The organism is Pseudoalteromonas sp. MMG005, from assembly GCF_018101015.1.
GTDB lineage: Bacteria > Pseudomonadota > Gammaproteobacteria > Enterobacterales > Alteromonadaceae > Pseudoalteromonas > Pseudoalteromonas aurantia.
The window spans coordinates 146022-160417 of sequence record NZ_JAGJEK010000001.1; the positions used below are offsets into that span (position 1 = coordinate 146022).

General features: G+C 41.9%; 10 protein-coding genes and 7 tRNA genes. 3 read left to right on the plus strand and 14 right to left on the minus strand.

Translation table 11 applies throughout. From position 1 onward, the window contains the following. Positions 1 to 291: 291 nt before the first annotated feature. On the plus strand, positions 292 to 1812 hold the full coding sequence (locus J8M01_RS00630) for a response regulator (protein WP_247670920.1): 1521 nt from the start codon (positions 292 to 294) through the stop codon (positions 1810 to 1812). A 99-nt stretch (positions 1813 to 1911) separates the two neighbouring features. On the opposite strand, the gene J8M01_RS00635 is transcribed toward J8M01_RS00630, so the two are convergent. The 7 genes from J8M01_RS00635 to J8M01_RS00665 all read right to left on the minus strand — a co-directional run bounded on the left by J8M01_RS00635 (position 1912) and on the right by J8M01_RS00665 (position 2577). Continuing rightward, a tRNA-Phe gene (locus J8M01_RS00635) sits at positions 1912 to 1987 on the minus strand. A gap of 27 nt (positions 1988 to 2014) precedes the next feature. Further along, positions 2015 to 2090, minus strand: a tRNA-Thr gene (locus J8M01_RS00640). Between the two features lie 11 nt (positions 2091 to 2101). Next, positions 2102 to 2177 (minus strand) — tRNA-Phe (locus J8M01_RS00645). 38 nt (positions 2178 to 2215) lie between these two features. Continuing rightward, a tRNA-Thr gene (locus tag J8M01_RS00650) sits at positions 2216 to 2291 on the minus strand. A gap of 10 nt (positions 2292 to 2301) precedes the next feature. Then, positions 2302 to 2377, minus strand: a tRNA-Phe gene (locus J8M01_RS00655). Between the two features lie 38 nt (positions 2378 to 2415). After that, positions 2416 to 2491 (minus strand) — tRNA-Thr (locus tag J8M01_RS00660). Between the two features lie 10 nt (positions 2492 to 2501). Continuing rightward, a tRNA-Phe gene (locus tag J8M01_RS00665) sits at positions 2502 to 2577 on the minus strand. Positions 2578 to 2861: 284 nt separating this feature from the next. Here J8M01_RS00665 and J8M01_RS00670 point away from each other — a divergent pair. Further along, on the plus strand, positions 2862 to 5702 hold the full coding sequence (locus J8M01_RS00670) for an ATP-binding protein (RefSeq protein WP_211056698.1): 2841 nt from the start codon (positions 2862 to 2864) through the stop codon (positions 5700 to 5702). Positions 5703 to 5904: 202 nt separating this feature from the next. On the opposite strand, the gene J8M01_RS00675 is transcribed toward J8M01_RS00670, so the two are convergent. From J8M01_RS00675 to J8M01_RS00690, 4 genes are all read right to left on the minus strand, one after another. After that, positions 5905 to 6084 carry a hypothetical protein gene (locus tag J8M01_RS00675; RefSeq protein WP_211056699.1) on the minus strand — a complete coding sequence of 60 codons (180 nt, stop codon included), beginning with the start codon at positions 6082 to 6084 and terminating at the stop codon, positions 5905 to 5907. Positions 6085 to 6196: 112 nt separating this feature from the next. Further along, a complete protein-coding gene (locus tag J8M01_RS00680) occupies positions 6197 to 7327 on the minus strand; it encodes a sodium ion-translocating decarboxylase subunit beta (protein WP_210995625.1) in 1131 nt (376 codons plus the stop codon). Positions 7328 to 7335: 8 nt separating this feature from the next. Beyond that, positions 7336 to 9114, minus strand: a complete 1779-nt coding sequence (oadA, locus tag J8M01_RS00685) for a sodium-extruding oxaloacetate decarboxylase subunit alpha (RefSeq protein ID WP_211056700.1) — start codon at positions 9112 to 9114, stop codon at positions 7336 to 7338. A 12-nt stretch (positions 9115 to 9126) separates the two neighbouring features. Beyond that, positions 9127 to 9363: an OadG family transporter subunit gene (locus J8M01_RS00690; RefSeq protein WP_192508714.1), complete on the minus strand. Its 237-nt coding sequence runs from the start codon at positions 9361 to 9363 to the stop codon at positions 9127 to 9129. Between the two features lie 417 nt (positions 9364 to 9780). Here J8M01_RS00690 and J8M01_RS00695 point away from each other — a divergent pair, with 417 nt between their 5' ends. Next, positions 9781 to 10245, plus strand: coding sequence for a YcxB family protein (locus tag J8M01_RS00695; RefSeq protein ID WP_211052280.1), 465 nt, complete (start codon positions 9781 to 9783; stop codon positions 10243 to 10245). Positions 10246 to 10286: 41 nt separating this feature from the next. Here J8M01_RS00695 and csrA read toward each other — a convergent pair whose 3' ends face one another. The 3 genes from csrA to alaS form a co-directional block, all read right to left on the minus strand. Continuing rightward, positions 10287 to 10478, minus strand: coding sequence for a carbon storage regulator CsrA (gene csrA / locus J8M01_RS00700; RefSeq protein WP_010362895.1), 192 nt, complete (start codon positions 10476 to 10478; stop codon positions 10287 to 10289). A gap of 90 nt (positions 10479 to 10568) precedes the next feature. Further along, entirely contained in the window at positions 10569 to 11789 is a 1221-nt protein-coding gene (locus tag J8M01_RS00705) for an aspartate kinase (RefSeq protein WP_211056701.1), read from the minus strand. Between the two features lie 3 nt (positions 11790 to 11792). Then, complete coding sequence (gene alaS / locus J8M01_RS00710) at positions 11793 to 14396, minus strand: alanine--tRNA ligase (protein WP_211056702.1); 2604 nt, start codon at positions 14394 to 14396, stop codon at positions 11793 to 11795.

A 14396-nucleotide genomic window follows, 5' to 3' on the forward strand; every position in this document is an offset into this window, starting at 1 on the left:
TACATTCCTTATACTTTGTCATGTTGATGAACTGCTTTACGCTCACTTTGCATCTATGTACAAAATCAGCATCACCAACTAAAGTTATGATTAACTTCGGTTTACTTGCAATAATATTATTCTGTTATTCGTACTATCGCGTTACACCTATAGACACATAATAATAACATGTGCAAAATAAAACCAAGTAAAAATTGCCTATCAATTGCTCAGTTAAGCCGTCGAGTAGTTCAAATATTATAGATTCCGCATGTAAATACATGCCATGAACAGACCTATACGGAGCATTTTATGGTCAATATTCAATCATCACAGCCGCTGACGGTACTCATTGTCGAGCCCTTTGAAACTATTAGAACCATGATAGCGAATGTGCTCAATCAACTTTCAAATATCGTGATTATTCAAAGCTCGAATGCTAGCGATGCATTAGAAAAACTGGAATACAACGACATTGGATTGATCATTGCTGAATGGCAATTACCAACGCTCTCGGGTATCGAATTTTTAAAAAAAGTGCGTACTAACACTCGAACTGCCAAAATCCCCTTTGTTATGACCTCAGCGACGATTGAACAATCCCATGTTGTACAAGCAATTCAATGCGGTGTATCGGAATACGTAGTTAAGCCTTTCTCAAGCAAAATCCTCAAATCCCGATTACAAAGAGCCCTAACAAAACCGGTTCGCCCATGTAAAGAAGCGCCTGAATCAACAGAATCGACGGAACAAAATAATGATCTACATGTGCTCATTGTGGATGACGTCGCCGACAATATTAAAATCATTAGCGATATCTTACGAAAAGACTATAAAATAAAAGCTGCATTGAATGGTAAAAAGGCCCTGCAAATTTGTGCGAAAGACCCTCAACCCGATATTATTCTACTCGATATCATGATGCCTGACATGGATGGGTTAGAGGTCTGTCGACGCTTGAAAGACGACCCAAGTACGCAACATATTACCGTGATTTTCTTATCTGCACTTGAGCAGACTGAACACATCGTTAAAGGGTTAGAATTGGGTGCGGTAGACTACATCACAAAACCAGCAAATCCCGCGATTGTTAAATCAAGAGTACAGGCACATTGTCGTAGTATTGAATCGAATCGCCTGATGCGCGCACAAATAGATACCATGTTAGAAAATGCACGTTTACGTGATGAATTTGACTCTGTTAACCAAACAGAATTAGTGAAACCCGTCGCTGACATTAAACACTCAACCTCACAACTGGCTGCCAACTTACACGAGCCAGAAAAAGCACAGCAATATATCGATTTCATTCAACAAAGTTGTGCAGCATTGCAACTCCATGTTGATAGCACTGCTTCGCTCAACAAAATAGAACGTAAAGAGTATCAATTCAAACCACAAAAGCAAAACTTCACTACCGTATTAAAAGATGCATTAGGACACGTTTCCGAAATAGTGAAGCGTAAACAGATAAAAGTACACAATACCGAGAATACTGACTGTCACTTTAATGGCGAATACGCAATCACCCACGCCTTACTTACGCACTTGCTAAAAAATGCACTGGAAGGTACACGCAGCGATCCATCCATACAACTCAGTGCAACACAAAATGATAAATATGTGGTATTTAAAATACATAATCCTGATCCGGTTCCAGAACCAATACGAGGGCAATTTTTTGATAAATTTGTGACTTATGGCAAACCAGATCATGCCGGAATTGGTACCTATACCGCCAAATTACTCACAGAAATCCAGGGAGGGTTTATTGAATATAGAACCGATGATAACTTAGGTACTGAGGTGTTCGTTAGTTTACCATTGGCTTAGGCAAGACATGTTATTTGGCATGCAAGCAACACAGCATCGGGAGAATTTAAGGCGTAATAAATACAAAAAAACCCTAAACGAAGTTTAGGGTTTAAAATATGGTGCCCAGAGGCGGAATCGAACCACCGACACGAGGATTTTCAATCCTCTGCTCTACCGACTGAGCTATCTGGGCAAATTTTTTGGCTTAAGCCTAATTAAATGGTGCCGACTATCCGAGTCGAACGGATGACCTACTGATTACAAGTCAGTTGCTCTACCAACTGAGCTAAGTCGGCACACTTAATCATGGTGCCCAGAGGCGGAATCGAACCACCGACACGAGGATTTTCAATCCTCTGCTCTACCGACTGAGCTATCTGGGCAAAAATTGTTGCTTGTGTTTTAATTCCTAGCGAGGAAATGGTGCCGACTATCCGAGTCGAACGGATGACCTACTGATTACAAGTCAGTTGCTCTACCAACTGAGCTAAGTCGGCGCACCAAAAATGGTGCCCAGAGGCGGAATCGAACCACCGACACGAGGATTTTCAATCCTCTGCTCTACCGACTGAGCTATCTGGGCAAAAATTGTTGCTTGTGTTTTAATTCCTAGCGAGGAAATGGTGCCGACTATCCGAGTCGAACGGATGACCTACTGATTACAAGTCAGTTGCTCTACCAACTGAGCTAAGTCGGCGCACCAAAAATGGTGCCCAGAGGCGGAATCGAACCACCGACACGAGGATTTTCAATCCTCTGCTCTACCGACTGAGCTATCTGGGCGTGCGGCGTATTAAACGGGTTTTGCCCTTTTAAGTCAACTTTTTTTTCAAACTTCTGTTTGATTGAATACTTTTCAAACAAAGCTTTTTATTTCTTAGCCGAATTGGCGGAGTTTTAAACAAAGTTATTTGCAATAACATTCGTTAAGTTAACCTCATTATCTGATGAAAACATCCGATATATCGCAAAAACGTAGAGAAAAAACCATCAGACAGTGGTAGGATTGGCGGTATATTAAGCTTAAGTTCGCTATAAGATCGTGTCGCGAAATATCGGAACATTTCATGCAAAATTCTTCATCAATAAAAATAGCAGGGCTACTGCCTCTGATACTTATGATTGCAGTCATCACTGGGGCTATTTGCGCTACAGCGGCCTATATGATGCCAAAAGCAACCATAGTCACGGCACCCAATATACAAAAACAAGCCGACGAACTCGCATTACCGCTTGCCAATATAATGATGAAAACAGGTTTTGGCCAAGCAAAGCAAATTTTACAAGCCATCAAAGAGGGCGCCCCCAATATAGATATCTATCTATATAGCTCAACCGGTATGGCTGAACCCTCTCTGATTTTTCAAACCAGCAATGTTCCCGTGGCCGCGATTTCACAGCAAAAGAAAATCGCCGAAGGTGGTACAATTACAATATATAAACCACTGAAATTAGATGGCCAAGCTATTGGCGAGTTAATTTTACGTCACCACTCAAACGCAGCAACGAAAAGCCCGCTAATAGGGTATATTCTGTTTGTATTGGCACTGATATGTGCTTTTATACTGGCTGTGGTGGCTAAAAAACGTATTGTCTCGCAACTTAATGGTGATACTAAGAAGCTAGAAGCCGAATTAAAGCTTGTCGTTGATAAACAAGACTACCGTGTACATTTAAATAGTGATTTAGGTTTCGGCCTCGAAAGTATTGCTTTCGCTATCAACAATGTTTTACATCAAGTGCAGTCTGTGATTGATAACAATCAAGAATCACAAAAAGAGCTAAAACAATTACAAACTAGCCTTGAAACAGAAGTTCAAGCTCGTACGCTTGCATTAGAAAAAGCCACGCTCAACGCTGAGCGTGCCAATGACGCAAAAACCACATTTTTAGCGACAATGAGCCACGAGATCAGAACACCAATGAATGGCGTAATTGGTACTATCGATCTGCTGCGTCAAACTGAACTAGATGGTGCTCAGCACCGATTAACCACGATTATCCGTGATTCAGCGTTTTCTCTGCTAGGGATCTTAGATGACATTTTAGATTTCTCTAAAATTGAAGCCGGCAAACTCCAAATAGACAATAGCGTATTCTCTGTCTCAGAAACAATAGAAGAAGTGGCTCGTGTATTATCATCTGTCGCTAAAAAAAGAAAACTAGACTTGGAACTGGCTATCGCACCTGATATTCCCAATAACCTAGTTGGTGATACCGTCCGCGTCCGCCAAGTTTTGTATAACCTGTGCAGTAACGCAATTAAGTTCACCACCACTGAAGCTAACCGCCAAGGGTTTGTCAAAATCAGCGTCGAAGTTGCGCAAAATACATCGGAACATTACACCTTGCGTTTTCGCGTAACGGATAATGGTAAAGGTATGACGCAAACTCAATTACGTGAAATATTTAACCCATTTATTCAGGCTGAAGGGTCTATCACCCGTGAATTTGGGGGCACAGGTCTGGGTTTATCAATTTGTAAAAGTCTCATTGAATTAATGCTCGGTTCTATACAGGTAAACAGCGATATTGGTATGGGCAGTGAGTTTGTTGTTGAACTGCCATTTAGCACACAAGGTAAAGTGGAATACGCGCATAAGAGCAAACTTGAGCAACGCAGAGTTGTTGTTCTGACGAACAACAATGATAGGCGTAATATATTGTGTCGTTATTTATCTTTCATGGGCGCAAACACCGTTGCTCTGGGCTCAATGGACGAATTTGATGAGTTTCAATATCAAGAAAAAGTTATTTGGGTTTTAGATGGACTCGAAGGTATGGCTCCGGTCAACGATCAATTACGGTCTTTACTGTATTCGTTGGAAAATAACAAACAGCAAGTTATTGTGCTTAGTACTATGGATGAAGCCGCAGTCAATCATCAAAATATTTTCTACCTTAATGCGGCGCCACTCTGTAAAAGCTCATTTATGACGTCAGTCATGGTTGCCGCAGGGCTCCATAAGCCTAAAGCATTGAAACCTTCAAAAAGTATGAATACTTACCTGAACGTCGACCAAGCACGTGCTGAAAACAAGTTAGTACTGTTGGTTGAAGATAATGTACTTAACCAGCAAGTGTTAACAGACCAACTACATTTACTGGGTTATGGTGTCGAAGTTGCTGAAAACGGTGAAGAAGGTTTAGAAGTATGGCAAAAAGGTAACTTCCCGATTATTCTCACGGATTTACACATGCCAAAAATGTCAGGATATGACATGGTCACGCAGATCAGAGATATTGCCGAGCAAAGTGCAGATATCAATGCTCAGCCGTATATTATTGCTGTGACTGCTAATGCATTAAAAGGTGAGAGGGAGCGCTGCATTGCAACAGGCATGAATGACTATATTACCAAGCCAGTTGAATTAAATGTATTAGAGGCCACCCTATTGAAGTGGCAAGAAAAGCACGCAAAAGACTTGCCTACGCCAGCAGCTCAATCCACGTCGGTTGAAAATGAATCTGCGAGTGTGAACACCGAGGATACCGTTGACATGTCGCAAGGTGACAATATTAACGAATTAGCGGCGCTTAGTGAAAGCGCTCCCCCGGTTAACTTAGAAACCCTAAATAAATACGTAAACCATGACGAAGCCAAGCAGCTTAGATTTTTCCGGATGTATTTAGAACAAAGCAGCATGTTAACAAGAGAAGTCAATGGTGCAGTGATCTCTATGGATCAAAACAGTATTGTTGAAGCATGCCATCAACTTAAATCCATTTCAAACACCATTGGTGCTGAAAAGGTTGCCGAGACGGCAATCGAGTTTGAACGTCAATGTAAAGAAAATGACTTATCCGCGGATCAATTAATTGCGTTGCGGGACAGGCTAGACCACGACTACGCAGAGGCCACTGCATTTATTCAATCTCATTTACAGCAAGCTGCAATGAGTGAATAAACACGCTACCCAAGATAAACAAAAGGCGCTTAACCGCGCCTTTTCGTTCAAACCAAATTAACCCAACATATTGCAATAGCTGAATGGCTTAGAAATTCGACTAAATTTTGGTATATGCTCTGTCTATATGCGCAAGTATTAATACCGGAACACGTGATTTAATGCGTTATATTTTATTAAAATTGTACATGCACACATTCAGTTATTCATACCAAAGCATATAGAGTAGCTTTATCACCAGCGACACCATAACAAGCGGGAATATATATTTGCTATAACGCTGCATTTTATCTAAGCCCACCTTCTGTTGGTACCTCTCCAACAATGGCACCAATACCAACAAAGCAACAAATAAACCACCTAAGATAACGAATATGTTCATGGTAATGCTCACAAAAATATAATGAGCCTGTTATATCATAAATAGCAGGTACAAAAAAAGCGCAGCCTGAACTGCGCAGTCGGTTGGAGTCTTATTGTTTGTTTTGTTTCGCTTAGCCTACTAAAGCAAGTAAAATACCTGCGGCAACAGCGCTGCCCAATACACCCGCTACATTTGGGCCCATTGCGTGCATTAATAAAAAGTTATGTGGATTACTTTCAAGACCTACCTTATTAACGACTCTAGCAGCCATCGGGACCGCCGATACTCCAGCAGCGCCAACCAGTGGGTTTATCGGGTTGCTCGACAAACGATTCATTATTTTTGCCATATAAACACCCGATGCGGTACCAATAGAGAAAGCAAGTGCCCCCAGTAACAAAATACCTAAGGTCTCTACAGTCAAAAAGTGCTCTGCGGCAAGCTTTGAACCAACAGCCAAACCTAAGAATATGGTTGTTATGTTAATTAACTCATTTTGCGCTGTGTTACTCAATCTATCAACCACACCACACTCTCGCATTAAGTTTCCTAAACAAAACATACCAACAAGCGGTGTTGCCGACGGCAGAAATAAAATAGTGAGACTAAGTACCATTAATGGAAATAGTATTTTTTCTTTTTTCGACACAACTCTTAATTGTGGCATTGCAATAGAGCGCTCTTGCGGTGTAGTTAACAGACGCATAATTGGAGGCTGAATGATTGGTACCAATGCCATGTAAGAATAAGCCGCGACTGCAATGGCGCCTAGCAGTTCAGGAGCGAGTTTAGATGCTAAGAAAATAGCCGTTGGGCCATCAGCTCCACCTATAATCGCAATCGCCGACGCATCCTTTAATGTAAATTCGAAACCGGGCACGTAATTTAGCGCAATCGCACCAAATAATGTCGCAAAAATACCAAACTGCGCAGCCGCGCCAAGCAACAGCATACGCGGATTAGCAATCAACGCACTAAAATCAGTCATTGCGCCAACGCCCATAAATATCAGTAATGGAAACACGCCACTGTCGATACCAATATAATAAACGTAATATAATAAGCCCCCTGGTTCAGCAAGCCCAGCGACAGGGATGTTTGTTAAAATAGCACCAAAACCAATCGGTACTAATAGTAATGGCTCAAACCCTTTGGCTATTGCCAAATAGAGTAAGCCGCACCCAACGGCCATCATTATCAGTGCTGGAATCGTAAAATTGGCAATGCCTGTGGCTTGCCATAAATTTAATAACCCGTCCATACCAACTCCTAAGCCAACGCTATCATGGCATCGCCAGTCGAGACCGAGTCACCTTCTGATACCAACACTTCAGAGATGGTCCCACTTGAAGTCGCTCTGACTTCCGTTTCCATTTTCATGGCTTCCATAATCAAGACAACATCACCTTGCTCGACTCGCTCCCCTGGACGCACTTTCAATTTGAAAATATTACCAGCCAGTGGTGCATTTAACGTCTCTGAAGAGCTCACCGATGCGGACTGTGGGATCAGCTCACTGTCTTTCACCTTAACTTCTTTTAGCTCTCCACCGGCCGCAACCACAACGTCATATACTTTGCCATCAACTTGCACACTATATCGCTCTGGACTCGCTTTGCTTGGCGTTGGCTTATTCTGTACTTTTGACTGACTTGACTCTACTAAGGTCGGCTTTGGTTCAAACACATCTGGGTTGTGCCTGTTTTTCAAGAACTTTAGGCCAACTTGAGGGAATAGCGCATAGGTTAATACGTCATCAATTTGTTCCGACGCAAGCTCAATCGCCTCATCTTTCGCTTTATCAAGTAATTCAGTATGTAAACTTGCTAGTTCAGGTTTGATAAGATCTGCAGGTCGGCATTGAATTTCTTCAGCACCATCGAGTACTTTCAACTGCAGTGCTTTATCAACTGGTGCAGGTGTTGCGCCATATTCACCTTTTAATACGCCCGCAGTTTCTTTCGTGATGGTTTTATAACGCTCCCCCGTCAACACGTTGAGTACCGCTTGCGTCCCCACTATTTGCGACGTTGGTGTTACCAGAGGTAAATAGCCTAAATCTTTCCTAACGTTAGGAATTTCCTTAAGTACATCATCCAACTTATCTGCTGCACCTTGTTCTTTGAGCTGGTTTTCCATGTTAGTTAACATACCACCAGGTACTTGTGCCAATAGGATCCGACCATCAACGCCTTTTAAACTCCCTTCAAATGCAGCATACTTTTTGCGAATTTCACGAAAGTAACTTGCAATTTCTTCAAGTTCAGCCAAGTTTAACCCTGTATCTCGTGCCGTACCTTCCGTAATAGCTGCAATCGTCTCAGTTGCGCTGTGTCCATATGTCATACTCATCGAAGAGATCGCGGTATCTAACATATCAATACCCGCATCAATGGCCTTTTGATAAGTTGCAGTGCTTAACCCTGTAGTCGCATGGCACTGCATGGCAATTGGTACTGATACCGTACTTTTCAAACCGAGTATTAATTGTTCTGCATCATATGGCTTAAGTAACCCAGCCATATCTTTAATACATATTGAGTGACATCCCATAGCTTCGAGCTGTTTTGCTTGCTCTAGCCACATATCTAAGGTGTGTACCGGACTTACCGTATAAGAGATTGTCCCCTGGGCATGTGCACCCACTTTAATTGCGGCTTTAATAGCCGTTTCTAAGTTACGAACATCATTCATTGCATCAAAAATACGAAAAACATCAACGCCATTTTTATGCGCTCGCTCAACAAACTTTTCAACAACATCATCGGCATAATGCCGATAGCCCAGTAAATTTTGACCTCGCAATAACATCTGTTGTTTTGTATTGGGCATCGCTTCTTTTAATGCACGAATACGCTCCCATGGATCTTCTCCCAAATAACGAATACATGAATCAAAAGTGGCTCCTCCCCACGACTCAACCGACCAATAACCTGCTTTATCTAGTTTTTCGGCGATAGGCAGCATATCTTCTAAGCGCATACGTGTTGCCAGCAAAGATTGATGTGCATCTCGTAAAACGAGCTCTGTTAGCTTTAATTGTGACATGAAAGACCCCTATTATTGTTTTGTTCGGTATTGCGAGATTGCGGCACTTATTGCGGCAATATGAGCACTGGGCACCCCGTTTGATAACTGACGGTGTTTAGTCGGAACGATTGGAACTTCTGTGTCAGACTTGGCCAGTTTAGACAAATTCGTCACGGCCAAAATTAGAATAGATAAAAACACAAAGACTCCAATCATGCCTGTTAGCATCAAGCTGGCAGCCTCTATTAACAATGCGCCTATATCCATAACTCTCCCCTTTAGTCTTTCGACAAATACAACCTGCGTTAATAATCGTTTTTTATAAATATTTATTCATCCATCATACCAAAACCCTCTCACAAGTAAATAACATTGTAAATTGGTAATACCAAAGTAAGGTTACTACTAAATATCAATGAGTTAAAATAAAAACAAGTAAACTCTTGGTTCTAAAACAGCATAAACATGAAAAATATTCAAAATAAAAGGGGAGAATATCGAAGTTATAACACCTAAATCACCTTACAACTGTCACTATAAGAGTAAAAACAAATTGGTAATACCAAAAGTGCAATTTATTAAAATGCATGAATAGCAGCTCTATTCTTCAAATAGGTGTATCTAGCAAGGTTGGTGCGTGGTTCTTAGCAATACGGTACAATGTGCTAAGCATTAGGAGCGTATATGTACACAGAAAGATTCGTATTAGATAAGCCGTATTTCCAAGAATGTTTTGATGAATCAATTCAGCTTGGCGATCATAATAAGCCCAAGTATTTTTTACTCGGGTTGCTCATCACTTTGGGACTATTTAGTATTTACGGGCTAGAAAAACACTATGTAGGAAATTTTCTCATTTTACTCGCTGTCGTAGAGTGCTTGGCATTTTACTACCGTCGACCGTGGTGGGTCGCACGTCAAATGTTGAGCCGAGCAAGTGGTAGCACAGTTGAACTGAATATTGACGAGACGCAAATTGAGGCCAAAAACCCGTATAAGCATTATCGGTTAACATGGCAAAACGTTGACTCTATTATTGAAACAAATAAAGGATTGGTGTTAAAAAGCAATCAGCGAATGCAATACCTATCTAATCACTCTATCAGCGAAGATACACGCGCATTTATTTTATCTCAAGCAAAAAAATAGCCACATATGAGTGGCTATTTTCACAAATTCTTATGTGCTGATCAGATATTGCCAGTCGTTGGATTAGACTTTTCAGCCTGAATACGCATGTAGATTTCTTCACGGTGAACTGAAACATCTTTAGGTGCATTTACACCAATACGCACTTGGTTACCCTTCACACCAAGTACAGTTACAGTAACTTCATCACCAATCATCAGCGTTTCACCTACTCGACGAGTTAGTATTAGCATTCTCTTGCTCCTGTTATTCCAAAAATTAAAAGATTCCGCGTCTTTTTCATTTTAATGAAAAGTTACAGTAAAAGTAAGCAAAAATCGTCCTTACTCAGTACTTTCCGAGAAAAATGTAGCGTGTAACGTCCTTACAGCTAATTCTAGATATTTTTCTTCCACTAATACTGAGACTTTAATCTCAGAACTAGAAACTAATAGTGTTTTTATACCTTCTTGAGTTAAAGCACTAAAAAATTGATTGGTCACTTCGCAATTTGATTTTATGCCCACCCCTACCGCAGAAACCTTAGCAACATTCGCGTTACTTTCAACGCTATGTGCTCGTATGTACCTTAAGTTTGACTGCAATATCTCAATCACCTGTAAGTGATCATTACTCTGCACTGTAAAAGCATAGTCTATTTTTCCACTATGTTGATGAGTTTGCGCGATCATATCTATTTCAATCTGCTGTTCAGCACACAATGCTTTGATCTCACCAAGACAGCTAAAACTTTGCTCGCATCCTAGCACCTTTATTTCCACTTCATTACGCGAAGCGGCAATGCCCGCTATACGACTATGCCCTATCGACTCTTCTTCATACGTAATGAGAGTACCAATGTCAGGAGAAAAGCTAGATAGTACCCTCAGTGGCACTTTATACCTTCCAGCTGCTTCAACCGATCGAAGATGCAGAACCTTCGCACCTAAACTTGCTAAAGCAAGCATTTCAGCACATGTAATATGCGTTAAACGCTTTGCCTTAGACTCAATACGCGGATCAGTTGTATATACGCCATCAACATCTGTAAAGATCTGACACTCATCAGCTTTTAATACCGCAGCGAGTTCAACCGCAGTTGTATCCGTTCCACCACGACCTAAAGTTGTAATATTACCTTCATAATCTCGACCTTGAAAACCCGTAATAATTGCGATGCGGTTATGTTCAAGCTCTTGCTGTAAACGTGCTGTTTGGATATGTTCGATACGAGCTTTACCAAAGTGGTTGGTAGTTCGGATCCCGACTTGATCAGCCAGTAGACTTATTGCAGAGTGGCCCCGTTTAATAATCGCCATAGCAAGCAACGCAACACTGACCTGCTCCCCTGTGGTCATTAGCACATCGAGTTCACGACTATTCGGGCGCGCATCGAGTTGTGTTGCCATCTCAATTAAACGGTTTGTTTCTCCTGACATGGCTGACAAAACAACAACAACTTGATGGCCTTGCTGAGTTGTTTTAACGACTAAATCGGCGACAGCTTCGATACGCTCTAGCGAACCAACCGAAGTGCCACCAAACTTTTGTACAAATAATGCCACCTGTTACTGCGTTTTCTCAGTAACCCAAGCATTAACACTTGCCAACGCAGCCTCAAGATTTTGCGGCTCTGAGCCTCCTGCCTGAGCCATATCTGGACGACCACCACCTTTTCCGCCAACCTGTGCTGCCATATGATTAACGAGCTCACCCGCTTTCACCTGAGCAATAAGATCTTTGGTTACGCCAGCAATCAGACTCACTTTGTCGCCATTTGCTACACCCAGTGCAATCACACCTGAGCCCATCTTATTCTTTAAATCATCCACCATACCACGCAGTGCTTTTGACTCGGTACCGGCGACATTGGCAACCAATAGTTTAATTCCGTTAACGTCAACTGCAGAATCAAGTAATGATGCTCCCGCAGCACTTGCTAATTTATCATTAAGCTGGGATACCTGCTTTTCTAAACCTTTGGCTTTTTCTAGTAAGGCACTCACTTTCTCAAGCACATTCAGACTATCACCTTTTACTAACGCTGCTATGTCTGCTAACTGCTGTTCTTGTTGTGCAACATAAGCAATAGCATCTTCACCCGTTACGGCTTCAATACGACGAACACCTGCTGCAATACCTCCTTCAGAGACAATCTTAAACAGGCCTATATCACCTGCACGCTGAACATGTGTTCCGCCACATAGTTCAATAGAATATTCCCCAATAGAAACAACGCGCACTTCGTCATCATACTTTTCGCCGAACAAGGCCATAGCCCCTTTTTCTTTAGCCTCGTCAATGTCCATTAGCTGCGTATCAAGCGCAAAGTTACGACGTATTTCAGTATTAACAGCGTCTTCTAGTTCACGCAACTGCGCCTTAGTTACCCCTTCAAAATGGGAGAAATCAAAACGCAATTTATCAGGCATCACGAGTGAGCCTTTTTGAGCAACATGATCGCCCAATAGCTGACGAAGCGCTTCATGTAGAATGTGCGTACCTGTATGATTTTTCTTAATTCTATCGCGGCGCTCACTGTCAATTTGCGCATCAGCTTTATCATTAATGCCAATACGACCCTGTACTTTTCCGTGATGGGCAAATGCATTACCCAATTTGCGCGTATCAACGACCGAAAACTCACCACCAGACACAGTCAGGGTGCCTGAATCACCAACCTGGCCACCTGATTCAGCATAAAAAGGCGTTCTATCCAAAACAACAATGCCCTCTTGCCCATCTTCAAGTACATTAACCGCGTGTCCTTCGAAAAATAGCTCAATAACTGTGCCCGTATAATGCTCCGCGTCGTAACCTTTAAAATCCGTTGATTTCTCTGATTTAAGTTGTTCGTTATAATCAGCGCCAAACTTACCTGCTTGCTGCGCTTTTTTACGTTGCACATCCATGCACTCTTGAAAGCCATGCTCATCAATCGTCATGAAGCGCTCTCGAGCAACATCAGCAGTTAAATCAGCAGGGAAACCATAAGTATCATAAAGTTTAAATACCAATTCACCAGGGATCACATCCCCTTTAATATCGGCCAAGCTTTCTTCCAATATAGCCAAACCTCTATCGAGCGTTTTACCAAACTGCTCTTCTTCTATTCGTAATACTTTCTCAATAATTGCTTGTTGTTTTGCCAGTTCAGGATATGCTTCACCCATCTGCTCAACCAATGCAGCCACAAGTTTAAAGAAAAAAGCACCCGAAGCGCCTAACTTATTACCATGGCGCACAGCACGACGGATGATACGGCGCAGTACGTAACCTCGGCCTTCATTGGATGGCATAACCCCGTCAGAGACTAAAAATGCGCATGAACGAATATGGTCAGCAACAACACGTAAAGATTTATCTTCTAAATCCTTCGCATTCGTTACTGATGCGGCAGCTTTTATTAGACCTTGGAATAAATCAATTTCATAGTTTGAGTGTACACCTTGCAAGATAGCTGCAATACGCTCAAGGCCCATCCCCGTATCAACCGATTGCTTTGGTAATGGCTCCATTGTGCCATCAGCATGACGGTTGTATTGCATGAATACAAGATTCCAGATCTCAATAAAACGATCGCCGTCTTCTTCAGGAGATCCTGGAGGGCCTCCCCAAATATGCTCACCATGATCGTAGAATATTTCTGAACATGGTCCACACGGGCCTGTATCACCCATAGACCAAAAATTATCATTCGTATCAATACGAATGATTTTGTCATCACTCAGTCCTATATCTTTTGACCAAAACTCATACGCTTCTTCATCCGTATGGTAAACCGTGACAAGTAGCTTTTCTTTGGGCAATTTCACAACATCCGTTAAAAACTGCCATGCAAATGTAATCGCTTCTTGCTTAAAATAATCACCAAAACTGAAATTACCTAGCATTTCAAAGAAAGTATGATGGCGAGCGGTATAGCCTACATTTTCTAAATCATTATGCTTACCACCAGCACGTACGCAACGTTGAGAGCTTGTTGCACGAGTGTAAGGGCGAGACTCGGCCCCTAAAAATACATCTTTAAACTGCACCATACCTGCATTGTTAAATAACAAAGTCGCATCATTACCTGGAATGAGCGAGCTTGACGGGACAATTTGGTGCTGTTGTGTGGCAAAGTAGTCTAAAAACGCTTGCCTGATCTGTGCGGTAGTCATGTGCTGCAT